General features: G+C 46.5%; 16 protein-coding genes. 9 read left to right on the forward strand and 7 right to left on the reverse strand.

Going from position 1 to position 24,971, the window contains the following annotated elements; translation table 11 throughout:
• The first annotated feature begins 48 nt into the window (after positions 1–48).
• The 5 genes from QE382_RS08365 (at position 49) to QE382_RS08385 (ending at position 3,039) form a co-directional block, all read left to right on the forward strand.
• Positions 49–336 (forward strand): helix-turn-helix domain-containing protein, encoded by a 288-nt coding sequence (locus QE382_RS08365; RefSeq protein WP_307185482.1) that lies wholly within the window; start codon positions 49–51, stop codon positions 334–336.
• Between the two features lie 592 nt (positions 337–928).
• A complete protein-coding gene (locus QE382_RS08370; RefSeq protein WP_307185483.1) occupies positions 929–1,570 on the forward strand; it encodes a DUF6266 family protein in 642 nt (213 codons plus the stop codon).
• Between the two features lie 91 nt (positions 1,571–1,661).
• Entirely contained in the window at positions 1,662–2,048 is a 387-nt protein-coding gene (locus QE382_RS08375; RefSeq protein ID WP_307185484.1) for a hypothetical protein, read from the forward strand.
• On the forward strand, positions 1,967–2,581 hold the full coding sequence (locus tag QE382_RS08380; protein WP_307185485.1) for a CHAP domain-containing protein: 615 nt from the start codon (positions 1,967–1,969) through the stop codon (positions 2,579–2,581). Before QE382_RS08375 ends, QE382_RS08380 begins: the two co-directional genes overlap by 82 nt.
• 11 nt (positions 2,582–2,592) lie before the next feature.
• Positions 2,593–3,039: a hypothetical protein gene (locus QE382_RS08385; protein WP_307185486.1), complete on the forward strand. Its 447-nt coding sequence runs from the start codon at positions 2,593–2,595 to the stop codon at positions 3,037–3,039.
• Between the two features lie 175 nt (positions 3,040–3,214).
• Here QE382_RS08385 and QE382_RS08390 read toward each other — a convergent pair whose 3' ends face one another.
• The 7 genes from QE382_RS08390 to QE382_RS08420 all read right to left on the reverse strand — a co-directional run bounded on the left by QE382_RS08390 (position 3,215) and on the right by QE382_RS08420 (position 17,945).
• Complete coding sequence (locus QE382_RS08390; RefSeq protein ID WP_307185487.1) at positions 3,215–6,061, reverse strand: M16 family metallopeptidase; 2,847 nt, start codon at positions 6,059–6,061, stop codon at positions 3,215–3,217.
• A gap of 22 nt (positions 6,062–6,083) precedes the next feature.
• Positions 6,084–7,217, reverse strand: coding sequence for a TlpA disulfide reductase family protein (locus QE382_RS08395; protein ID WP_307185488.1), 1,134 nt, complete (start codon positions 7,215–7,217; stop codon positions 6,084–6,086).
• Positions 7,218–7,229: 12 nt separating this feature from the next.
• A complete protein-coding gene (locus tag QE382_RS08400; RefSeq protein ID WP_307185489.1) occupies positions 7,230–8,609 on the reverse strand; it encodes a RagB/SusD family nutrient uptake outer membrane protein in 1,380 nt (459 codons plus the stop codon).
• An 18-nt stretch (positions 8,610–8,627) separates the two neighbouring features.
• A complete protein-coding gene (locus QE382_RS08405; RefSeq protein WP_307185490.1) occupies positions 8,628–11,837 on the reverse strand; it encodes a SusC/RagA family TonB-linked outer membrane protein in 3,210 nt (1,069 codons plus the stop codon).
• Between the two features lie 57 nt (positions 11,838–11,894).
• Positions 11,895–12,989, reverse strand: a complete 1,095-nt coding sequence (locus QE382_RS08410; RefSeq protein ID WP_307185491.1) for a FecR family protein — start codon at positions 12,987–12,989, stop codon at positions 11,895–11,897.
• A gap of 73 nt (positions 12,990–13,062) precedes the next feature.
• On the reverse strand, positions 13,063–13,677 hold the full coding sequence (locus tag QE382_RS08415) for an RNA polymerase sigma factor (protein ID WP_307185492.1): 615 nt from the start codon (positions 13,675–13,677) through the stop codon (positions 13,063–13,065).
• A 263-nt stretch (positions 13,678–13,940) separates the two neighbouring features.
• Complete coding sequence (locus QE382_RS08420) at positions 13,941–17,945, reverse strand: hybrid sensor histidine kinase/response regulator transcription factor (RefSeq protein WP_307185493.1); 4,005 nt, start codon at positions 17,943–17,945, stop codon at positions 13,941–13,943.
• Between the two features lie 312 nt (positions 17,946–18,257).
• Between QE382_RS08420 and QE382_RS08425 the strand changes: the two genes are divergently transcribed.
• The 4 genes from QE382_RS08425 (at position 18,258) to QE382_RS08440 (ending at position 24,954) form a co-directional block, all read left to right on the forward strand.
• On the forward strand, positions 18,258–20,825 hold the full coding sequence (locus tag QE382_RS08425; RefSeq protein WP_307185494.1) for a glycosyl hydrolase 115 family protein: 2,568 nt from the start codon (positions 18,258–18,260) through the stop codon (positions 20,823–20,825).
• Positions 20,826–20,849: 24 nt separating this feature from the next.
• On the forward strand, positions 20,850–20,984 hold the full coding sequence (locus tag QE382_RS08430; RefSeq protein ID WP_307185495.1) for a hypothetical protein: 135 nt from the start codon (positions 20,850–20,852) through the stop codon (positions 20,982–20,984).
• Positions 20,985–21,025: 41 nt separating this feature from the next.
• Entirely contained in the window at positions 21,026–23,032 is a 2,007-nt protein-coding gene (locus QE382_RS08435; RefSeq protein ID WP_307185496.1) for an alpha-glucuronidase, read from the forward strand.
• Between the two features lie 182 nt (positions 23,033–23,214).
• Positions 23,215–24,954, forward strand: a complete 1,740-nt coding sequence (locus tag QE382_RS08440; RefSeq protein WP_307185497.1) for a glycoside hydrolase family 43 protein — start codon at positions 23,215–23,217, stop codon at positions 24,952–24,954.
• Positions 24,955–24,971 lie beyond the last annotated feature (17 nt).

A 24,971-nucleotide genomic window follows, 5' to 3' on the forward strand; every position in this document is an offset into this window, starting at 1 on the left:
AACCGGTAGGGCTGCGCCATTTCATGGCATCAATCAATGCAATAATTTATGTTACAATTGAATGAAATCGTACAATTGCTGCGAGAAATTAACGACAAGCTGTCCTGCAAAGCCTACCAAATCATGCCAAATGAAGGAACGCAGATAGGCTGGAATGTGGACGAACTGATGACTCGTATGGCTGTGGTATCACGCCTCGGGATCTCCGAACGTACGTACAACCGCTGGGTAAAATCGGGAGTACTCAAACCCATTTGCCTGGGCAACAAGCATTATTACCGCGAACAGGACCTCCAGGATGCGATTAAGCGGAGCATAAATCGAGGTATGATCTAACATTGTTTTTTAAGGCTGATCTTTGGGAAAAGATTGGCCTTTTTATTTCGAGTGCACGCAGTGAACCAAGCTAGTCGCTGCTTCCTCTTTGGGATTACGTTGGGATTAGACCGCCCCTCGGTTGCCTATTCTATGGTATTTCGCTGTTATCTGTTTGCTTACCCTATACCATTTCCTTGCTTATTCTTTGCCATTTGTTTGCTTATTCATTGGTCTTTCTTTGCTGTTTGGTTGCTGTTTCTTTGCCTATTGCTTGCCTATGAATAGCTTTTTTACGGCAACTTACAAGCCGTTACCTGGCCTTAATGCTAACTAATTAACCTACAAATGGTCTCAAATTAACCTCAAGCAGGTAAATAACGATCAATTCAAAAGCAGGCGAGTCTGTATGAAGATCGCTCGAAAAGCACAACGTTTTCCATCAAAATGCTGGATTTGATGTCGTCGGAAATGGCATTTTCAGTCAAGTGACGTCAGATGGCGCCATAAAGCAAATTCCTTTCATACACCGCTTTACCTTAGTACCATGATATCAAAGTAGTGGCTGCCTGCAGCGCCACTTTAGGGTTTAACAATTTAAAAAAATAATAACATGGCAAGATTTGTAAAAGGGATTCACGGATCCTATAGCGGAAAAGTTAGGAATGTCGTCGGAAGTTCATGGCGAGGAATAGATTATGTACGTTCGTTACCAAAAAAGAGTAGCAAGGCTTCGTCAGAAGCGCAGCTGGCACAGCGGATGAAGTTTGGGATGACGACCAGTTTTCTCAAGTCCATCAAAGATATCCTGATGCTTGGGTTTTCAGACAGCAAGCTAAGGAACAAAACAGGCTATAATGCGGCCTTTCAACAGCTGATCAATCATGCTTTTCGGGGCAACTACCCGGATTTTACGATAGACTTCGCGGCAGTCAAAATTGCCAGTGGTAGTCTGGCAGCTTTGGTTGGTTTGGTCGTAGGTGAGGTGGCGCCTCGTGTGCTAAACCTGACCTGGGATCCGATCATCAATCGTTTTAATGCCTTTGACGACGATCAGGTGCTGGTCATCCTGTACGATGAAGAGGACAACCTTTTTTTTGCGTACGAAGGTGCGACAAGATCGGACGCAGCGATAGATATCGCGTTGCCGGATAGCTATACTGGAAAGAAAATAGTGGGCTGGTCTTTTAATATCCATCGGGATGGGCTAATAACCTCAACCAGCCAATACTTAGGGGAGTTTGTGTTGAACTAGCTGCATCTGCATAAAGGGAGGCTGTTCGGTCAGGAGCGCCTCCCTTTCATCCTTAACCCCGTTTACTATCAACAAATTAAAAACAAAATAAATGGAATCCATACAAAAACAACTGGTCTCGGATATCGAGGATATCTATTGGCCGCTAACAGGAAGACAGGTGCTTGGCATTGTACTGGTAGGTCTCCTCATATTTTTTATCTCAGCAGGGCTTTTGCTACAGGCGATCGATCCTACAGCCGGGGTATTGGATCTTGGTATCCTCTCCGTGCTGCTCTTTGCCGTACTGGCTGGCGCGGCGGCTATTTATTGCTGCTGCTGGCTCCAGGAAATCCTGTGGCAGCCTTTTAAATTCTTTCGGGAAAATTTCAGTTTTCACTTTAATCAATTGACATTATGGCAACAATGCATTATTTATTTTTCGGTATTCTTTCTGTCGCTATTCTCGTTCTTAGCCGTTTTGGCAATACTGCTGTAGCTGACAAGAAGCGGTCAGGCAGTTATGCTGAGCTCCGAAGTACCAGTTCTGACCTGGAGCGGGACAATGACCCATCAGTGAAACGATACTCCAGTTCGGGTATACGCGCGCGTATTGTGGATTTTGCTGTAAAGGATATTGGCGTGCGCGAGGCCACAGGCAACAACGATGGCAGCAGGGTAGAGGAATACCTCGCGTATGTCGGAATGGGAAAGGGGTATGCCTGGTGTGCGGCTTTTGCCTCCTGGTGTTACGGCAAAGCTGGATTAGCAGCTCCGCGGAATCCCTGGAGCCCGGCACTTTTTCCGGTGGCCCGGCGTTATACAGCCCAGCAGATCGGGCAGGGGAGTGTTCGCCAGGCAGATCTTTTCGCTATCTATAGCTCCAGTCTCCAACGTATCAACCATGTGGGGATTGTGCGCAAAAAAAAGGACAATTGGATCGTGACTGTGGAAGGGAATGTAGGTAATCAGGTCCTTTCAAAGCGGCGTCCTGCATCCACTATTCATGCGTTTTCAAATTGGCTGGACTGAAAGGTGGTGATATGTTGAGGTATATTTACACGCGATTATTTTTTTCTATAGTCTTCTTGTTATTTTGTTCCTGTAAACTTTATCAAAGCGAGCGGAAAGAAGCTCTGCGGGAAGAACAAACGCAGTCCAATTACAAGCAGCAACTCGATATTTGGTACAGCGGACAGAGAGATAGCCAATCGCGGCATTGGCTTTTTTTGACGGATAGCAGTTTTCGCTTTCATCCCGATAGTGGTTTGATCGGTCAAAAGGGGCAGTTGGCCATGCTGGAATCTCAGGTAAAGATAAGTAATAAACAGGGGGCTTCTACAAACAGCAGCGCTAGCCGCGTAAAAACGCTGCAGCAACAAAGCACAGAAAAATGGAGCGCATGGGCATTCCCCAATCTATGGCTCATCGGATTGCTATTAGTGGCATTTGCACTGGCTTGGAAATTTCGAAACTTTTTTAAAACATGATGTTGCTTGCAATCATCGATGGGAAAACATAAATTCCGGGGATAGACAATTTATTTTTTAGGCCAATCAAGAGTTTTCGTCAGTAAACAAGAAAGCCGCAAAGAATATACATCTTTACGGCTTTCTTTAGTTCAGTGCTTTTAACGATAATGAAAGGTCAATAGCCAGCGTGCATTTATTTTTTTAATTCCGGAAGCTGAACGATCTTGATGACGTTTTGGTCACTGATATAGCGTTTGGCAACAGCTTTAACTAGCGCTGGGGTCAGCTGATCGCGCATCGATGCACGTTCAAAAATACGGTACATATCATCGCCATTGTACAAGTTGCTGTACAGGTAATTCGACCAGAAATCATTTGTCTTCAGCGCGGATTCGTAGTTTAGTTTGTCATTCGCTTTGAATTTGTCGAGATTGGCAACAGAAGGTCCTGCTGTTTTTAATTTCTCAATTTCCTCAAGCGAATACTTCGCGAGTTTGTCCGCATTGGCCACAGAACAGCTAAAGGCTACAGTAAGCGTATACCGTGCGTCCGGAAGCTTACTATAGTCCATCTGGATCGATGGCGAATACACACCACCTTCTTCTTCACGTAGTCGTTCCAACAAACGGATATCCAAGACTTCCCGAAAGGCCTGCAAAGCCATATTATTGGCCTCACTATAGTCATACGGGCCCGAGAGCACAAGATAAACCATCGCTTTGTCTTCTTTGCTTAGCGCCAGCTTTTTCTCGATCTTTCCTGCAGGAATGTGGATGTTTAAATTACGGTAAGCAGGTACCTTGGATGATATGTTGGGTAGTCCACCAATGTATTTAGCAAGTAATGGCTTTATTTTTTCAATATCAAAGCTGCCCACAAAAGTAAAATTGAACCCCGAAGCATTGGCAAAACGTTCTTTGTAGATTTCCAAAGCACGCTGAGGATTGATCTGATTGATCTTTTCCATCGTTAAACCCGTGCGACGAAAATTGTTGCCCGACAGGATGGCCATGACCGAGTCTTGGAATACAGCGTCTCCATTCTTGTCGCGGTCTTTAAGCCCGTCTTTGGCATTGGCCAAGATACCCGCAACAATAGTGGTGTCCAGGCGAGGTTGTGTAAAGTACCCGTACATCATTTGCAGGGCAAGTTCAAGGTCTTTGTTGTTGGCATAGCCGCTCACGCCCTGGGCAGTCTCACTGATAAATGGGGATGCCGAGGCCGTCCGTCCGGCTAATGATTTTTCAAATTGGTCTGCAGTATAGTTGCCCAGCCCACTGGCAGCAATAAGACCAACGGCATTGGTCGCGCTCTGAAAATCTCGATCATCGTAAAGTGATGTTCCTCCATAGGAATATCCCTGAAAGGTGATCTGATTGTTTTGGTAGTTGGTCGGTTTTAAGAGTACCCGGATGTTGTTGCTCAACGTCAAGGTCGTGGTTCCTAACCTGCTGTCTTTTTCTTCTTTAACAATCGTACCGGACTGAGCTTCCCGTTTGAGCAGTGGCAGATCGCTTGTTTCTTCTGTAAATGCCGTCTGTTTTTCTTTGGACAACGTAGCGATCCAACTGTTGATATCGGCCTCTTTCGGTAGATTTGCTTTATCCGATTCAGGTGCAGTCACAATAATATCGCGGTTGCTATCAGTTAGATACTGTTGCAAGAGCTGCTGGATATCCGAAAGGCTGACCGCCGGAAGCATTTCGCGCGTCAATTTCATCTCATGATCGATACCCGGAGAGGCTACACCATTCAGAAAATGCTGAATATATTCCTGTACATATTGTTCGGATGCAATCTTGTCCTTTTCTTCGAGCATATTTTCCATTTGGCTCATATAGGTATCCTTGGCGCGTTGTAGTTCTGTGGCCGTAAAGCCATATTGTTTCGCCCGCAAAAGTTCACGCCACACAGCGTCAAAACCTTCTCTCAGACGACCTGGTTTGGCCGTGAGTTCGATCTGAAATACATCTAGCCCACCCATAAATCCACTCAATGATGCGCCACAGCTCAAAAAGGGGGGATTGGCCATGCGAAATAATGGACTATACCGCCCCGCCATCATGCTGTTAAACAAGGTCTTGATCAGGTTGTGCTTATAGTCGGCGAGGTTCTGTAACTTACGCTCGGGGTGTTTGATGCTGATCGCAACGGAGGTTGCTGTAATTTCTGGATCTGTCACCACCATAAATTGGTTCTTGCCCTGCAGTGGAATGTTGTATGTTTTTCGCGCTGTCGGCTGCAAAGGATTTTTGAGCAACGAAAACTGTTTTTTCAGCGTTCGCTCGGTCTGGTCGACATCGATATCACCCACCACAATAACGGCTTGCAGGTTGGGGCGGTACCAGCTTTTGTAAAAATGTTCAATTTCCTCATAAGGGAAATGCTGGATGACTTCTTCGGTACCAATTGGAATACGCTGGGCATACAGGGAATGATTGAGCGCGACAGGTAAAGTCTTGTCCTGGATGCGCTCGCCCAGGCTCTTGCCGGCACGTTTTTCTTCTAATATCACGCCACGCTCTTTGTCGATTTCGCGATGGGTCAGACTGATACCCTGTGCCCAGTCTTGAAGAATCTGAAAGCCGTTGCCAACAAGTTTGCCATCATTGGAAGGCAGCTGCAGTTGGTAAACAGTTTCATTGAAGCTGGTATACGCGTTGATATCGGCACCAAAGCTGATCCCATTTTTTTGCAGGTAGTCAACCAGGCTGTTGTCGGGATAGTGCGTCGTACCATTGAAGGCCATATGCTCTAGAAAATGCGCTAGCCCACGCTGCTTTTCGTTCTCCAGGATAGATCCGACCTTGTTGACCAGATACATATAAACACGTTCTTGGGGTTCGGTATTCTTACGGATGTAGTAGGTGAGTCCATTGGCCAGTTTACCATAACGGACGCTTTTGTCAAAAGGTAAAGCGGTGGTATCGGCTTCGTGTTTTGTCCATACGATTTCCGTCGCTCCGGGGGTGCCACTGCTATGGGCAAGCACCGGACTAAAACCTAACAGCGAAAGGTAGAGCAGTCTTTTTAAATGCATATAATTGTGATAAAATTGCGAATTAGAATATGTTTTTTAGTGTTTCATAAAGGGCGTCGCCGCGTAGGTTGATGCCGATGATTTTCCCTGTGGGATCCAAGAGGTAATTGGAGGGGATACTTTTGATATGATACGCTGCGCTCACCTGACCATCCGGATCAACTACATTGGTCCAGGTCATGCCATCGTCCGACACGGCTTTTTTCCAGCTGCTGAGCGCGAAATCTGTGGATACACCCAATACTTCAAACCCATTAGCTTTAAAAGCATCGTAGGCTTTTGCTACATGTTCATTTTCCACACGGCAGGGTACACACCAGCTGGCCCAGAAATCAACGAGTACATATTTGCCCCGAAAGTCGGACAGCTTCACCTGATGACCGGTAGTATCGGCCAATGCAAACGCTGGTGCGATATCACCGATCTTTAGATTTTTAAGATTGGCAAGCTGCTCTTGGACCTCCTGGCCCAATGGCGAATCTTGAAGGGCAGGCGTAAGTTTGTCAAACAGCTCCGATACCAGTTGCTGATTGCTGGAATCTTTCAGTAGTGCCTGTAATTTAAAAAGGCTGAGTACATGATCCGTATGCTGCTGCACATAGTAAACCTGTGCTGTCTGTAGTGCCGCAGACCATTTGTTGAGGTTCGCGTCAATGGTGTTGATGGTTGTCCGGGCGGGCGAGTCCATGCGAAAGCTATCCTGAGCGAAGGCGTTCTCAGCCTCGAAATAGGCAGCCATCAAGGTATTGATGCTGTCGAGTATGATTTCGTTTGCTTTGTCAAAACTTCTGGCTTCGGTATTGAGTGCTGAGCCAGCAATCTCCGCTTGATTGAGCTGACCAAACCGGGCCCGAATGTTAATCTTGCCCGGGTGGAGATAAAAATCCAATGTTTCAGATCGTTCCCCCGCAGCATCCATGTAAAATAGGTTCGCGATTTCGGGTCCTTCGGAAGTACCTGTAAAGCGAAAATGACCTTGTTCCAGCCGGGCAGAATCAAGCGGGAGATCGGAACCAAAACGTTGCAGAAACAGTTTTCCCTGTTGATTTTTTGGTACGCCCGCAAGCGTTCCCTGAAGGTGGTAGGTTGCTTTTTCCTGCGCCTTAACGAAGCATATAGAATAAAGAAAGGCAAAAGCTAATAGCGTAACTCTCATTGTATATCGTGTTTAGTTGTTATATCCCGGATTTTGCGTTAATTGCCTGTTATTTTGAAGCTCAACGGTCGGTAAAGGGTAGAGCTGGGCAAACGTCTTCCAGGTGGTCGGTTTTGCTTTTTTCATCACATTATCCACTAGTCCCAAACGTTTGAGGGTAAACCAACGGTCGCCCCATTCGAAACAGAGTTCGACACGGCGTTCTTGCACGATCGCTGCACTGACCTGAGATTTGGTTAAACCATTGGATAAATCCGAAAGTCCCGCACGCCTGCGTAAGATATTGATATCATCAACAGCGGTTGGCAGACCAAGTTCCAGACGTGCCTCGGCACGGTTGAGGTACTGTTCCCCCAGACGCAACACCGATGTATACTCATTGTTGGCAGATCCGGCTTCGCCATCCGAACGGTATTTATTGATCTGATAGCCGTTTACTGTTTCTTCAAAACGAACAAAGTTTTCTTTCCGTTTATCGTTCTCCTCAAAGGCTTGCAAAAGACCCGTTGGATCTTCAGTCACGCCAAAGCTTGCAAATTCTCCTTTTATACCGACGCCAATGGAGGCGCCCATACTGTTCCACAGTTGTAAAATCTGTTCGGGATTGTTTTTGGTGAAGATATCCATTGGCTCAGCCCCATCTGCACGGTCAAATTGGCCCAGTTGGAACAACTGCGACTGTGCGATCACCTGACTGGAGGCCTGTTCAGCTTTTGTCCAGTCTTTGGTAAATAGGTATACGCGCGACAACAGGGCCAATGCAGCCCACTTATTTGCCTTCACGCGCTCGCCCGGATAATCCGAGCCTAAAAGCTGGCTGGCATTTTCCAGGTCCTGAATGATCTGCGTATACACTGCCGCTGCCGTTGCGCGCGGTTTGAGACGTTCTTCCGGGTAATTGGTCGTCAGCACCAAAGGAACATCGCCATAGAGATTGACCAAAAAATAGTAATTGAGGGCACGCATAAATTTAGCTTGACCAATAGCTTCATCTTTGCCCGCTTGTGTCATGCCCTTGGATTGCCCAACGCCTTCAATGATTGCATTACTAACCCCAATGATGGAATATAGATTTCCCCAAAAGTCATTGGTCTGCGCCGAAAAGGGATTGAGGTTGTAGCTGTACATAAAACTATAGCCTGGGTTGAAGCTATTGACACCGGGTATCAACTCGTCAGAAGATAATCCCGTGTTCAGTGAAAGATCATTTTGATTAGCAGCAAATCGCCCATACATCCCGACCACCACACTGTCGGCCATGGTGTCATTCGCATAGATTTGGTCGGTTGTATAGATATATTTTGGTGTCACCTCCAGCAGCTTGTTGCAACTGCTTGTAGCTACGGCAACAGGTAAAAGAAAGCTGAATAATTTAATATAGTTGGTTTTCATGTCCGTTGTCTAAATGGTTTAAAATGAAGTCCGTATTCCTAGCGTAAACGTGCGCAGCATCGGCATGTCCACGCCGGTTTCTGGATCTGTACCCTTATAACTGGTGATGGTCAGTAGATTGGCTCCAGTGGCATAGGCGCGTAGGTTTTTAAGTTTTAGCTTCTCAAGCATTTTACCAGGGATCGAGTAGCTTAGTGTAATATTGCTTAAGCGGATGTATGACCCGTCCACAAAATTGGCACTCGATGAATTGTAGTCCGACATGGTACTAGAATTGGTCGTGTAGGCCGGAAACTTAGCTTCCTGACCGGGATGCTGCCACCTGTCCAATACGGTGATAGGGGCATTGGTTAAACTTCCCGCGCTCGTAAAGGGGTAATTGTAGATATGCTTGTTCTTTTTGAAACTAAAAAATACGTCAAGATCAAAGTTTTTGTAATTGAACGAGTTGCCCAAACCACCAAAGAATGTCGGAACACCAGAGGCCAGTGGGACATGGTCATCTGGATAACTGATAAAACCATCACCATTGACATCCCGAAATTTCGGCTGTCCATTCTCCGGGTTGATGCCTAGATATTCATACCCCCAGATCAGATTTAATGGTTTGCCAATTTGATATAAGAGGCTATTGGATGAGCTTGCAAGGTTGGGATAAGACAGGAGTTTGTTGCGGTTGATGCTCATGGTAAAGTTGGTCTTCCAGGTGAAGGCCAAGGTGTTGATTGGTGTGGTCTGCAGGCTAAATTCCCAACCGCTATTCTGTACATTGGCATCCAGATTTTGATTGACCGAACCAAACCCAACCTGCGTAGGAAGCCCATAACCCACGAGCTGATTACCAGATCGATTGCGGTAATAATTTACTTCAAATATAATACGGTCTTTTAAGAAACCTAGTTCAGCAGCTAGGTCAAGCTTTCTGTTAACTTCCCAATGGTAATTTGCATTGAATGGATTTTTTGGCAAGTATCCCTGTCCCTGATAATTGTCGAATATCCGTTCGTAATTGACAAAATAGGAGTAATCGCCAATATTGTCGTTACCGGTTAGCCCGTAGCTGCCGCGTAGTTTGGCAAAACTTAAGCCAAACTGGTTGTCTTTCAACCAGTGTTCTTCAGTGAGGATCCAGGCAGCGCCGACGGACCAAAAATTCCCATACTTTTTTCCTGGACCGAAGCGGGAAGATCCGTCACGTCTGACGGTTGCGTTGATCACGTATTTTTGGTCAAATGTGTACCCTAGACGGGCAAATCCGGAAAGGAAACGGTACTGGAATTCCGATGGCAGTATATTAATAATTGGCGCAGCGTTGATATCTCTAATCTGGCTGTCGTCCAAATAGCCCGTGCCATTTTTTGTAAGTGCCGAATTGACTCGGTTAATGTAAGTTCCACCGAGAAGGGCACGGAATGAACTGCGCCCCACGGTCAGGTCGTAATTTAGCTGTGGCTCAAAATTGAACGCAGCGGTGCTGGCATTGGTCAGGTTATTGTTGCCCGGTATGTTATCTGCCGGATTGAATGACGCTCTTGGATTGATGGCAAGCTGGTTCATTTTCATGCGTGTGTAGCCGGTATTGACTTTGGCGACCAGATTGGGTAACACTTCGTAGCTTAACGCAATATTGCTGATGAGGTTTTTTGTTTTATTTTCGAGTGTACGTTCCAATGCGGCGACGGGGTTGTCAAAAGCCCAGTTTAGTTTCCCATCTGCATTGTATAGCGGATAATTCGGAGGCAGAGTCAGGAAGTTGGTAAATGAAAGTGGGATGACCTCATTTTTATCTGTTGCAAAACTTGCCGACAGGGATGCTTTAAATTTACCGTCGCTACTGTTGTAGTCAAGATTGCTGCGAAAGTTACCAACGGAAAGACCGTTTTTCTTTTGGTAAACGGTGTTTTCACGCCTAAATCCACCGCCAAGGAGGTAGTTGAAACCCGAAGAGCCACCCGATACCGATAGCTCGGCATTGGAAGTATGGGCCACATTGCCAAAATATTCCCTTTGCCAATCGTGGTCTTCGGTTTGGCTCCATTTCAGCAGATCAGGATAGTCATTGGGCGTAAGTTCAACACCGTCGTTTTTTGCAGCTTCACGTCGCATTTCCAGATATTGAGCGGTATTGAGCATTTTTACATAATTCCCAATAGAAGCAAAAGTATGGTAATAATCGGCGCTGATCGTCGGACGGCCTACCTTACCGCGTTTGGTGGTGATCAGGATGACGCCATTTGCACCTCGGGCCCCGTAAATCGCTGTGGCATCAGCATCCTTAAGCACTTCAATACTGGCGATCGAGGCAGGGTCGATACTTTTGAAAGGACTCTCACCTAAATAGGACTTAGTGACGCCGTTAGCACCGATGTAGGCAAGTGAATTGCTGTTGAAAGGAATACCATCAACAATATATAGGGGTTGTCGCGCTTCCCCATCTGGATTGACAGTATTGATGCCACGGATCTGCACTTGAGTCTGTATGCCGGGAAGCCCATTTAATGTATTGATCAGCATACCCGGAACCCGGTTTTGAAGGGCAATGAGCGGATCTGCAGTCGGTGTTTTCTCAATGGTGGCCGCTGTGACGCTAGCCGTCGAACCTGTATTCAACCGCTTGGATACCTCTTGTCCATACGACAGTACGCTGACTTCATCAAGCAGGTTTTGTGTCTGCAAAAGCTGCATGTTAATGATGCTTTGGCTTGTGGCTACAGCGAGTTGCCTTTCTTCGTAACCAACCGAACTGAAAACCAAGGTATCGGTATGATTCGTTCGCTCAATCTTAAAAGCGCCTTTATCATTTGTAAAGGTGACTTTGTCATTGCTTTTGTTGTAGACGGTTACCAATTCTACCGGGCCGGATTTGTCCCGTACAGTTCCGTTCACAAAAAGCTGTTTGGTAGGTTGCTGTTGTTTTTGATGCTGTTGGTCATTTTTCTCCCGCGGAAGAATGGTGATCTCTCTTCCAACGATTTTAAAGGTGAACGGTAAATCCTTAAAGGCTTCTTCAAGAACATCACGCAAGGCTTTATCCTTTGCCTGAACTTTGACAACTGTATTGAGGTCGATCTGATTGCCTGAAGCAATGATGTTATAGCCTGTCTGTTGTCGGATCGTTGAAAAAAGTTCTTTGAGCGTAGGTTTGCCCTGATAATTGAGCTGTTGACCAACGACTGTGCTGCCAACGAGAAGCGACGTGACCAAAAGCAAGTTTTTTAGACGATTCATCGAGTCTGTGATTTAGGTTAATGTGTTTAGATTTCAGTATTAAAAAGGCTTCGTTATTTATTTTTTTTGGACAACTATTTTGCCGTTACGATAGTTAAAGTTTAATTGACCGGTGCTTTCCAAAAAGGTAAGCGTCCTGGTCAACGATTGATTTTTGTCGATAGAGCCCCAAAACACAAGCTGTTGCGTAGCGGAGTCTTCGTATTCAAAATCTACATTGTACCATCTCGAAAGTGTAGCCAAAATGGCACCGAGCCGTTCGTTGTCAAATAGGAAATATCCTTTCTTCCAGGCCGTCGCTGCTTCGATATTGGCCGGTAGAATCTGGATCGATGTCTTAGAGATGAGCGATCGCTGTCCGGGTACAAGCAGGCGTTGATTTACATTGACCGAACCTTCAAGCAGCGTAGTTTCCACAAACTCGTGGTTGTCGTAACTGTTGATGTTAAATGTGGTGCCCAATACCTGAACTTCCTGGTTTCTGGATTTTACGATAAAGGGTTTATGTGGATTTTTGCTTACTTCAAAATAGGCTTCTCCTGTTAACGAGACTTCCCGCTTGGCGGCAGAAAATTGCATTGGATAGCTGAGTGTCGAAGCAGCATTCAGCCATACTTTACTTCCATCCGGCAAGTTGACTTGATATTGACCACCCCTGGGAACTTCAACGGTCAGTTCGCGCGATTGCAATTCCATGTCGCTGATAGGCGAACCATCTAGATAGACGGCTGTTCCGTTGACGATCTTTACACCCGATTTGCCCCCGTTGAGTGCGATGCTTGATCCGTCTTCCAATTTCAGGATGGCCTTTACTTGTCCGGGTTTGAATTGATCTATCACCGCTAGGGTATCGCGATGGGACTGTCCACGCGGGATAAAGAGTAAAGCAAAAGCGATCAGTAGGACAGCAGCTGCAGCACTGATCCAAGCGGCCCTTTTGTACAGTGACCTACGCGAGGCTGGCTTTGCATCAAGCTGCTGTTGGATTTGAAGGAGTATGGCATTTTTACGATCTTCCTTTGTGGCGCTATCCAGTTCCCATTCCACAGCTTGCTGCGCTTCGTACCACGATTCTATCAGCTGGTTTTCCTCCGCTGAACTGATACCGAGTTCGTAATTCAATAAGATTTCCGCAATGTTTTTCTGTTCCATGAGCGCCATTGTTTATAGTATAGTTGCACCAAAACGTATTTGGTGGTAGATAAATAGTAAAAAATAATGAAATTTATTTTAAGTCGATGAGAAGGAGGAGCAGAAGCGAATAGAGCCCCTGTTTCTTGAGGTTATTTCTCAGAATGTTCAGTGCGTTGCTGATCTGTTTTTTGACCGTTTGGTCAGAGATGTCCAGACGTTCTGCAATTTCCTTATAACTAAGTTGTTCCTGTCGGCTCAATAGAAATACCTCTTTCATTTTTGCTGGGAGCCGTTCAATTTCACGATCAATAATCTGCTGCAGCTCTTTACCTTGCTGCTGGTCGCTCAATGAAAATCCGGTTATGTCGATATATTCCAAAATTGATGCAATCAGTTTTTTTTGATTGCCTTGCGTGCGGTGATAGAAAAGAGCGCTCTTGCGGGCAGCCCCATATAACCAGCCGTGAATATCCTGTATTTCGGACGATTGAGTTTTGTTCCAGAGATTGACGAAAATATTCTGCAGGAGATCTTCTGCATCGGTCTGGTCTTTCACCAGTTTGGACAGGTAGATGAGTAGGGGATCCCAATAGGATTTAAAAATAAGGTCGAACACCTGCCTGTCACCCTGCTGTAGGCGCTGAAGGATATATTTAGATTCGATCTCATTTTTAAGATTCACGTTAGTCGTAATAGGTGATGACAAACTTAGATAAATTTGTGATTATTTGCAATAAAAGGTCCCGCTCGATTTTTCATGCCAACCTGTTTAAAGCGAACATTTTTGTTCTTGCTGTTTCATTCCAATGGCTCCATCCGGATTGCTTTATTACCCTCATTCTTTCTGGGTGATGGCAAAAAATAGCTCAATACTCTTCTGCTTTAATCTAAGTTTTTGAAAATTTCTAAAAAGTTCTTTTGCTGATAGTGGTACTTTTGAGCCTTAAATTAATTTAGATTATTGCATTTTTAATTTTCCTTATAGCTGTGCCGCTGAATGTATTCAGTGGGGCTCAACCCATACATCTTTTTGAATAGCGTAGTGAAATGCGTCTGATTGGTAAATCCGAGCGAATAAGCTACCTGAGAGATATTCATTTTTTTCTCCAGCAGCAACTTTTCAGCTTGCTGTAACCGGATATTACGAATAAATTCACCGGTCGAAATACCCGTAAGCGATTTCACCTTACGGTGCAGCTGTACACGGCTCAATCCTACTTCATTGGCTAGAAACTGTACATTGAACTCCGAATTCTCCAGGTATTGGTTCACTGTTTTAACAATACGTTCCATCAGCTGCTCATCGCTAGACTTAAAGCTGATGGTTTTTATCTTACCTTCCTGCTGCTGCGCGCCCGAAAACTTTCCTTTAACTTTCATGCGGTTTTTGATGAGATTGTGTATAACAAGGTGAAGCTCATCCACCATAAAAGGCTTTGTCAGGTAGGCATCTGCGCCGCGACCTATGCCTTCCAAACGGTCTTCCTGATTGGTTTTGGCCGTTAGTAGCACCACGGGAATATGGTTGGTCGTGCTATTACCCTTGAGCTTTTTGACCAACGTATAGCCATCCATTAACGGCATGGCCACGTCGGAAATAATCAGGTCGGGCTCCTCAGCAAGGGCGAGCTGAAACCCCTCGCCACCATTTTCGGCAAGCAGTACTTTGTAGGATGGTGAAAGTTCCTGCTGCAGATAGTGTAAAATGTCGCGGTCGTCGTCAATGACGAGAACTTTATAGCCTGTTTTTTGATAATCGTTCTTTGGATGTTGGTGAGTTGCCGAAATTGGGCGGTTCTCGTGTTTTACCGTCAAGGCATCAGTTGGTCTGACAGGAGCAAGATCTTCCTGCCGAAGATGCTTGTTGCCCATCGGAAGACGGATCACAAAAAGGCTGCCGCTGCAGTCACTTCTATTTTCGGCATGTATCTGTCCACCGTGCAGTTCAACCAGCACTTTGGTCAGATGTAGACCAATGCCCGAACCCTGTCGCTGATAAGTACTATGCGCAGTAGACTGGTAGTACCGCCTAAAAACATCGCGAAGATCGCTTTTGGCGATGCCGCTACCCGTATCACTGATAACAAGTTCTAAGATTTCACTTCCCTTTTCCCGTTGTTGAACGGCTAGGGAAATCGCAATTTGACCACCACGCGGAGTAAATTTAAACGCGTTGGAGATCACATTATGCAGTATTTTTTCAAAGCTGTTGACGTCTATCCAAATTGGAATATCGTCCGTATCGCTGTTTACGGATAGCTGGATCTGATGACTAAGCGCCTGATCCTCAAAAATGCTGATGATCTGCTTCACATAATCTACAGCATTGATTTGGCAAAATGTGAGATTCATGTGCCCGCTTTCCAGCTTTCGGATATCAAGCAACTGATTGACTAGACTCAAGATGCGCTGTGCATTGCGATTCATGTTCTGCAGCGTGGATCGGGTTTGTGGATCTGCTGCATTTTTCATGAGCTTATCAATCGGACTCATGACTAACGTCAGCGGAGATCGGATCTCATGCGATACATCAGTAAAAAGCTGTAACCGGAAAGCATGCAGACGTTCGAGCCGCCGCTCATGCAGGTATTTACTGATTAGGAATATAATACCGGTCGCAAGTAGGATATAAACGAAGTAAGCTAGTCCACTTAAATACCAGGGCGGTTGGATATGCAGCGTCACCTTGAGGCTTGGCGAGTAGATGCCGAATTTGCAGGCGCGTATTTCCAATTCATGCTCCCCCGAAGAAAGGTTGTTGTACGTAATCAGGTTTACTCCCGGAAGCGTAGCATTCCAGCTTTTGTTGATGCCTTTAATGCGGTATTCGTAATGCACATTTTCTGGACTGTTAAAATCCATCGTAGATAGTTCAAAAGTGAAACTGTCGTCGTTGCTATGGAAGAAAAATTGATTTGCAACCATCAGGTCATCTTTATAGATTACGCTTCCACTGGGTGCCATGCCAGGCTTAATGGGCTGGTTCTTGACATAGAGATTGGTAATGAGTACCGGATGTGGATAGGTCTGCAGCTGTATCTTTTCTGGAAAAAATGACGTAATCCCCTGCCGCCCGCCGTAGTATATTTTTCCTTGAGTATCCTGAAAATGCACACTGCGGTTGTAGGACCGATCGACCAAGCCGTCTCCGGTATAGTAATTGACAATTTTACCTGAACCGGCATTGAGACAGTTGATACCCTTGAATGTGCTACACCAAATATTTCCTTCCTTGTCACCGCCTAAGCCAGTGATCACATTGCTGGATAGTCCGTTATTAGTCGTGTAAATGCTGACCGATCCTGATTTCTTATCGATTTGATACAGGCCGTTATAAGTGCCTGCCCAGATGTGACCTAAATGATCGTCCAATAGAGAGATGGTTATCTGTTCGGATAATCGATGGGCTGTATACTGTTGAGAGAAACTCTTTGTGGTAGGATCAAAACAGCTCACGCCCTTATGATGCCCAAGCCAGATAAGACCATCATCGGCGCATAAGACGGTAGCAATCCAATCATTGGCTAAGGCGCCCTTCGTTGAACTGCTGGTATTCATACTATAACTTTGAGCAATTTTCGTATCGAGGTCGTATTCCACAAAGCCCGATCCGAATGTGGCAATATAAATCTTATTGTTTTTGCCTAAGGCGAAAGATTTGACCTGTCTGGATGGGCAGATATCCCTGAGGGTGGATTGTCCTGCTATAGGATCAATTTGTCCAAGGCCTTTATCATATGAACTGAACCAGATCGTACCGTCCGAAGCCGCTTCCAGTTTATTGATATCCGCTATGGTGTTTATTTGTTGATGTGAAATGCCTTGACGGTCAGTTTTAAAAACGCCTTCTCGCTCCACGGCATACCAAATATTACCTTGGCGATCACGCGTAATGGCACTGATGATGTTTTGATCGGTTTTTTCCCGGCCTGAGATACGCCAAAACTCAAACTGTTTGCTTTGTACGGGGATAAAAACCAGGCCCCGTTGAAACCAGCCCAGCCAAAGATTATTTTCTCGGTCCTGCAGCAGCGCACGTATCCGTGCATGTCGGTAGTCATTATCCAAATTAGGTAGTTCAGCTTGTGCAGCAATCAGTGGCTTTTTTTCCAGATCCAGATACCATAACCCATCACCCTCGGTACTGATCAGCAGATGGTTTTTGCGGCCTTTTGATAGTTGAATCTCCGTTACGGTAGACTGCAGTTTCGACTTGTATTCAACCGCTTCAAATGTATTGTTTTGCGGATCATAGCGGCTAATCTTTGAGGGCGACGCGAATAGGAGCTTGCCGTCATGTTGCTGCATGATGTCATAATTGCCGCCCTTCGGCATCGGAAGCAGATCCGAAACGATTTGCCTTGCCCGCTTCTGGTCGGCAGAAACCTGCGAGACCCCTACACGGTCAATAGCTACCCAAATCCTGTTCATCCGGTCTTCAAATAGACTGCGGGCAAACATGCCGCCAACCAGCGTATTGAGTCGCGGTAGCGATAGCGCCTCTCTACGGCTAACCTGAATGTCGAAGATACCCCAGCCTGATGTCGCTACCCAAATGTGACCATCTGTTTTATGGATGATATCTGTAATGTGCGGTGCAATCTGATCGGGAAAATGGATCCGAACAAATTGGTCACTATTTTCATCGTAATACTGCAGTCCATTATTGCAGCCCACCCAGAGTCTTTTGTCGCGGTCAAGATAAAGGATGATGATATTATTGCTCGATATGGATGTGCTGTCCTGCACATCGTGTAGATACTGTACAAAACGGGTACCGTCAAACTTGTTGAGCCCATACTCGGTACCTGTCCAGATATAGCCGTGTTTGTCCTGACTGATACTGGTGGTCAGATTGGATGAAAGTTCGCCAAAGCCATAATCCCTATTGTCATAGATGCGCGTGGCCTGTCCATGGGCATACCCTATAAAAGCAAAAAGTAATAAGATTGTCGAAAAAAGATCCCTTCGCATTGGTATGATTGGTTTATGCTTTTGAAGATACATATTATTGCGCAACCCTAAAAAGAAAAAAAAGCTTATGGCCCAATAAACCCTGTTTTACATGCAGATGTAACAAATTGAAATAAATATGAAACGTCAATGCAAAGCGTTGCAACAACGGCCAAAGGGAAAGTAACAGGTACAAATGCGACGGTTCATTAAGAGTACTACCTTTAGATTGCTGAAAATGATCATCATGCAACATTCCTCCCTGTGCTGTTACAGCATTGGGACTGGAGGTGCTGTATGTGCTGAATTGAGGAAGGGAAAAAACCAATTATAATGGAAATCATCATGTTTACTCATCACCGCTATTGGCGAGTGTTTTTGGTCGCTGTGCTGATCTACTGCTGTGGAGGCAATGCCTATGCTGTGTTGTCTAGTACCAAAGATACGGTGGCACGGGATTTTATAGTCCGCGAGTCCGGTCCCGGTTTCCTGGCTTTAGTCAATAATGGGGTGCCTATACCTATGCTTGTCGATCCGCAAGATCACAAGGGTGTATTGCGGGCTTTCGAAAATCTAAAAAAAGATTTTATACAGGTTACGGGGCATGGTCCCAACCAGCAAAAGGACGGGCGCTCAAACATCATTATCGGTACCTATGGCAAATCGAGCCTGATTGACAGTCTCGTGCATAAAGGTCTTTTGGACAGCAGTACGCTTGCCGGAAAGCGGGAAAAATTTGTGATGACGGTGGTCAATGAGCCATTGTTGGGCATTGATTCAGCGCTGGTTATCGCCGGCAGTGACAAACGGGGTACAATCTACGGCATTTATGAACTGTCGGCACAGATTGGCGTTTCGCCCTGGTATTACTGGGCAGATGTGCCAATCCGCAAAGCAACCGCATTGTACGCCAAGCCAGGCCTCTACACACAGGGGGAACCAAAGGTCCGCTACCGAGGTATCTTTCTGAATGATGAGGCACCAGCATTAAGTGGTTGGTCCAAGGCGACATTCGGTGGATTTAATGCAGACTTTTATGAAAAGGTATTCGAACTGCTATTACGTCTGAAAGCAAATTACCTCTGGCCTGCAATGTGGGGGAGTGCTTTTTATGATGATGATCCAAAAAATGGACCACTGGCGGATGAAATGGGTATCATCATGGGTACGTCGCACCACGAGCCGATGGCTAGGGCGCAGGCGGAATGGAAACGCTACGGCAATGGTGGAGCCTGGGACTATGCTAAAAATAAAGCCGGGTTGCAGAAGTTTTGGCGTAGCGGTATAGAACGTGCACGAGACTGGGAGTCTATCCTGACCATTGCCATGCGCGGTGACGGCGATGAACCGATGAGCGAAAAGCAAAATGTCAGTCTGCTGGAGCAGATCGTCCGCGATCAGCGACGTTTGATTGCGGAAGCCACAGGACGGACGGCAGCCGAGACACCACAGCTGTGGGCTTTATACAAAGAAGTGCAGGACTATTATGATAAAGGCATGCGCGTGCCGGACGATGTAACGCTACTGCTTTGTGATGATAATTGGGGTAATGTACGCAAGCTGCCCGAACTGAATGCTTCGCCACGAAAGGGTGGTTATGGCATGTATTACCATTTTGATTATGTGGGTGCCCCCCGCAATACAAAATGGATCAATGTATCCCAGATACAGCGGATATGGGAGCAGATGAACCTCACCTATAGGCATGGCGTAGACAGAATATGGATCGTTAATGTCGGCGACCTCAAGCCCATGGAGTTCCCCATTTCATTTTTTCTGGATATGGCCTGGGATCCCGACCGGTTTAACGCCAATAACCTGATGGACTACACCCGCGAATGGTGTCGGCAGCAGTTTGGCGAAGCGTATGCCACGGAAGCGGCCAGCATGATCAACCGCTATACCAAATATAACCATCGGGTTACCCCCGAACTGCTAAACGAACGCACGTTTAGCCTCACACATTATAACGAATTTGACAGTGTTGTCAACGATTACAACAGGTTGGCCATGGAAGCCTCGCGACTCTATTACTTGCTGCCAGATTCCCTAAAGGATGCCTTCGATCAGCTGGTGGCTTTTCCAATAAACGCCTGCGCGAATTTGTATGAGATGTACCATGCTAAAGCGATGAACGACTACTATTACGGAAGGAACGATCGCAGGGCAAATGACTGGGCCGATAAGGTAAAGGCTTGCTTTCTGCGCGATTCACTTTTTACCCATCATTACAACCATTCCATTGCCAAAGGGAAATGGATCCACATGATGGATCAGGTGCGCATCGGCTACAGCAGCTGGAATGAACCGTCTAAAGCTATTATGCCTGCTGTCCACTACTTGCCGGATACTGCCGTTCACCGTTCGCCGAAGGTATTTATGGAGACCGACGGCTATATCGCAATGGAGGCCGCTAGCTATGTTGTCGCAAGCAGTGCACCGGGGGTACAATGGGTTGAGATTCCAGATCTGGGAAAGACCGTGTCGGCCATGACAACACAACCTGTTACAGCTAACCTCGGAAATAACACCGCCCTAGAATACAAGATTCGCGTAAAAGAAAAGCGAGAAGCAAAGATCATAGTACTGCTGTCGCCTACGCTCAATTTCAATGGAAACAGTGGGCTGCGCTATGCGATTTCCATCGACGGCGGTCCCGAAAAACTGGTCAATTTTAATGGACATTACAAGGGCGAACTGGGACAGTGGCAGGCACGCCGTATCATTGAAAGTGTTTCGGTACACAGCTTGCTGCCGGGAGAGCATACCCTTCGAATCCGCTTCTTGGATCAGGGAATCGTGTTGCAGCGCATACTCATCGATTTTGGGGGGCTGAAACCCTCTTATCTCGGTCCGCGGCAGAGCGCAATAGCGCAGTTGATCGACACGGATAGTAAATAAATATGAATAAAAAAAATTGTAGTCATGGAAAACAACGCACATTACTTACTTATTAAATTCAGGCGTAATCTGTACGGATCAAGAGGTGGACGTAACGAACAAATAATTGAAATTGCATATCCTAGTACGGTTGGTATGCTAGCAGTGGAGGGAAGCTGATGGGACATGTGATCCGATATGGGGTCTGCCTATTGTTAGCCATGTTGTGCTATCTGGTAGGTCAGGCAGAAGATGGTAGCCGACTTTGGTTGCGCTACACCAAGGTCGCCGATAGGGAAGCTGCACTGCGCAAAATTCACTGCTCACTCCGTGATCCTGTGGCCAATACCGCAGTCCAGGAGTTACAGCACTACTGGCGCAAAGGTGATGTAGCGCTCGTGCTGGATAAGAAATGGCCAAAATACCAGCCGGACGGATATCGTATCCGGTCGGTAGCGGGCAAGACGATTATTCGTGCAGGCAGCAGTACCGGCCTGCTCTACGGAGCTTATCACTTGCTGCGGTTACAGCAGATTGGGAATGAGGTTACACAGCTAGATATCGTTGAAACGCCGAGTTACCACTTGCGCATGCTCAACCATTGGGACAATCTGGACGGTACAGTTGAGCGGGGCTATGCCGGGTACTCGCTCTGGAAGTGGGACGAGTTACCTGCAATAAAGTCGCCTCGCTACGTTGAATATGCCCGTGCAAATGCCTCCATCGGTATCAATGCGGTTGTGCTCAATAACGTTAATGCGTCACCACTGATCCTGCGCCAAGACTATATAGAGAAGGTAAAGGTGTTGGCAGATAGCTTCCGTCCTTACGGTATCCGCGTGTTTCTATCCATTAATTTTTCGGCACCGGCGATTCTGGGAAATCTTCCGGATTCGGATCCGCTAAATCCCGCTGTGGCACGTTGGTGGAAGGACAAGGCAGATGCAATTTATAAGGTCATACCTGACTTTGGTGGCTTTTTAGTGAAGGCCAATTCAGAGGGACAACCTGGACCACAAGATTATGGTCGGACGCATGCCGATGGCGCCAATATGCTGGCCGCTGCGCTGAAACCACACAAAGGGTTGGTCCTGTGGCGTGCTTTTGTGTATAATCCCTCGGCCGAGGATCGCGCCAAACAGGCTTATCAGGAGTTTGTGCCACTAGACGGCAAGTTTGAAGACAATGTGATCCTACAAATCAAAAATGGCCCCATCGATTTCCAGCCGCGTGAACCGTTTAATCCATTGTTTGGAGCGATGCCAAATACTAGCCAGATGGTCGAATTTCAGATCACCCAGGAGTACCTCGGGTTTTCTAATCATCTGGTATACCTCGCTCCGCTGTTTAAGGAGACGCTCGATGCCGAAACCTACACACGAAAAGAAGCGAGTACGGTGGCGGGACTAACGCAAAAAGGGCCGAATCCACGGCTATCGGCGATTGCGGGTGTTGCCAACATCGGCGAGGACCGCAATTGGTGTGGTCACCACTTTGCCCAAGCCAACTGGTACGCCTTTGGAAGGTTAGCTTGGAACAGCGGCTTATCCAGCGATAGCGTGGCGCGGGAGTGGCTCGCTTCAACCTTTTCGCCAGATATGACCCTCATAGCCCCACTGTCGAAGGTGATGCTGGAATCGCGTGAGGCGGCAGTCAACTACATGATGCCGCTGGGTCTGCACCATATATTCGCTTTCGAACACCACTATGGTCCCGAACCCTGGGGCGATATTCCCGGTGGAAGACCCGATTGGATGCCTTGGTATTACCATAATGCAGATTCGCTCGGGATCGGATTTGACCGGACTGCTTCGGGCAGCAATGCCGTTGCACAGTACCATAGCCCCCTCAAGGAGCAGTTTGCAGCGCTGAGCAGCTGCCCTGAAAAATATTTGCTCTGGTTTCACCATGTACCCTGGAACTACAGCATGAAAAATGGTCGCTCCTTATGGGACAACCTGTGCTATGCCTATCAGGAGGGTGTGGATCAGGTACGATATGTTCAGCGTGTATGGGATGGTCTTGAACATAAGGTGGATGCGGAACGCTTTAAGGACGTGCAGGCAAAATTAAAAATCCAGGCAAAGGATGCCGTATGGTGGCGCGATGCCTGCCTGTTGTATTTTCAGACTTACTCCAAAAGGCCCATTCCGCCTACCCTGGAGCAACCGGTGCATAGGCTGGACGAATTGAAAAAAATTAAACTAAATCTTAAACACCATAATTAGCTCCGCTAGATTAAATTATTATCGCTATTCATCGAAGTGAAACCGCCAGAAAACCAGTATTGGCCGTTGGCGAACAGAAGAACGTAACAAATTGAAATGCTTTTGTTACATATTTTAATTGTTGTAAATACACTTAAAAGTATGTTTGTACTCAGATAAACCAAATTATAAATAAACCAATCATGTTAAAGCGGAAAGGGAAAATCATGCTGGGCATGTCCGTCGTTATATTGGCGACATTAACGGCATTCAGTACAAAAGAGTATAAAAGAAAACCGCAGAAAGATCGTCTTTCTGGTCCTGTATTTTCGGATTTTGTTTACAAAGGTGAAGACGCAGTTTATAAGGAAAACCCGTTAAAGCCGGGCCAGTTTTATTCACCTATTCTTCAAGGCTGTTATCCCGACCCGAGTATCACGCGTAAAGGCGATGATTACTACCTGGTGAATTCCTCTTTTTCGATGTTCCCCGGTGTTCCGATCTTCCACTCGGTCGATCTGGTCAACTGGAAACAGCTGGGGCATGTCCTCGACCGTGAATCGCAGCTAAAAGTAGCGACGTCAGGAATTAGCGAGGGAATATATGCCCCTGATATCGTGTACAATCGGCACAACGACACATTTTATATGATTACGACACAATTCGCTTCGGGCATCGGAAATATGGTCGTGAAAACCAAAGATCCCAAAGTTGGAAACTGGTCCGATCCAATCAAGCTGGATTTTGATGGCATTGATCCGGCACTGTTCTTTGATGATGATGGTAAAGCCTATGTGGTGCACAACGATGCGCCGGATAAAGGCAAGCAGCGCTATGAGGGGCACCGTGTCATCAAACTCTGGGAATACGACACACAGAAGGATCAGGTCATTAAAGGGAGTGAGCGTATATTGGTGGATGGCGGCGTGCATCCCGCGGACAATCCCATCTGGATCGAAGGCCCACATATTTACAAAAAAGCAGGAAAGTATTACCTGATGTGTGCAGAAGGAGGGACGGGCAGTGATCACAGCGAAGTCATCTTTTCGAGCGAACAGATTGCAGGGCCTTATACCCCGGCACCCAAAAATCCGATACTCTCACAGCGACATCTCGATAAAACTAGGCTCAATCCGGTGGAATGGGCGGGCCACGCCGACTTAGTTGAAGGTCCGGGTGGATCGTGGTATGGTATATTTCTTGGCGTCAGACCCAATGAAGTCAACCGGGTCAACACGGGACGGGAAACATTTATCCTCCCCGTAGATTGGTCCGGCGAATGGCCTATTTTTCAAGGCGGCATGGAGCCACTTAAACCTAGTGTTCCAATGCCTGCCGGTGTGGACAACAAAGGGAATGCTCCCGGTTATTTTCCCAATGGGAATTTTACGTTCGCCGACCCGCTGACTGCAGTGAAGCTCGACCACCGTTGGGTTGCTCTACGCGGAGCCCGCGAAAAATTTGTACAGCAGTCCGATAAAGGGACAATCCTAAAGCCATATGCCGTCGATATCAGTGAGCAAAAGCCATTATCAGCCCTCTTTTACAGACAACAGCATAAAAACTTTGAGAGCACAGTATTGCTAAACTATGTGCCCTCTACGCCCTCGGATCTCGCAGGCATCACCTGTCTGCAGAGTGAAAAATACTATTATGTGCTGGGCCTGACCAAGCTGGACAAGGAAAACTATATCGTGCTGGCTAGAAATGAGAACGGTAGCACCAAGATCCTCGCGAAGGAGAAGATGAATCTGAAAGGGGCAGTGCAATTAAAGGTCCAAGCGATTGGCGATGCCTATCAATTTGCCTATGCCCTAGCACCTGGCCAGTTTAAGCATATCGGCAATACGGTATCGGGCGACATCCTGTCAACAGACGTTGCTGGCGGTTTTACAGGTGCGCTGATTGGTCTGTACAGTACCTCAGCAAATCAAATCAGGTAGCTGCATTGACCTAAAAA

The sequence above is a fragment of the Sphingobacterium zeae genome (assembly GCF_030818895.1).
GTDB classification, from domain to species: Bacteria; Bacteroidota; Bacteroidia; order Sphingobacteriales; family Sphingobacteriaceae; genus Sphingobacterium; species Sphingobacterium zeae.

Coding starts and splice junctions, on each gene's coding strand:
- QE382_RS08365 (WP_307185482.1), top strand. CDS start 49: ATGTTACAATTGAATGAAATCGTACAATTGCTGCGAGAAATTAACGAC.
- QE382_RS08370 (WP_307185483.1), top strand. CDS start 929: ATGGCAAGATTTGTAAAAGGGATTCACGGATCCTATAGCGGAAAAGTT.
- QE382_RS08375 (WP_307185484.1), top strand. CDS start 1,662: ATGGAATCCATACAAAAACAACTGGTCTCGGATATCGAGGATATCTAT.
- QE382_RS08380 (WP_307185485.1), top strand. CDS start 1,967: ATGGCAACAATGCATTATTTATTTTTCGGTATTCTTTCTGTCGCTATT.
- QE382_RS08385 (WP_307185486.1), top strand. CDS start 2,593: ATGTTGAGGTATATTTACACGCGATTATTTTTTTCTATAGTCTTCTTG.
- QE382_RS08390 (WP_307185487.1), bottom strand. CDS start 6,061: ATGCATTTAAAAAGACTGCTCTACCTTTCGCTGTTAGGTTTTAGTCCG.
- QE382_RS08395 (WP_307185488.1), bottom strand. CDS start 7,217: ATGAGAGTTACGCTATTAGCTTTTGCCTTTCTTTATTCTATATGCTTC.
- QE382_RS08400 (WP_307185489.1), bottom strand. CDS start 8,609: ATGAAAACCAACTATATTAAATTATTCAGCTTTCTTTTACCTGTTGCC.
- QE382_RS08405 (WP_307185490.1), bottom strand. CDS start 11,837: ATGAATCGTCTAAAAAACTTGCTTTTGGTCACGTCGCTTCTCGTTGGC.
- QE382_RS08410 (WP_307185491.1), bottom strand. CDS start 12,989: ATGGAACAGAAAAACATTGCGGAAATCTTATTGAATTACGAACTCGGT.
- QE382_RS08420 (WP_307185493.1), bottom strand. CDS start 17,945: ATGCGAAGGGATCTTTTTTCGACAATCTTATTACTTTTTGCTTTTATA.
- QE382_RS08425 (WP_307185494.1), top strand. CDS start 18,258: ATGGAAATCATCATGTTTACTCATCACCGCTATTGGCGAGTGTTTTTG.
- QE382_RS08430 (WP_307185495.1), top strand. CDS start 20,850: ATGGAAAACAACGCACATTACTTACTTATTAAATTCAGGCGTAATCTG.
- QE382_RS08435 (WP_307185496.1), top strand. CDS start 21,026: ATGTTGTGCTATCTGGTAGGTCAGGCAGAAGATGGTAGCCGACTTTGG.
- QE382_RS08440 (WP_307185497.1), top strand. CDS start 23,215: ATGTTAAAGCGGAAAGGGAAAATCATGCTGGGCATGTCCGTCGTTATA.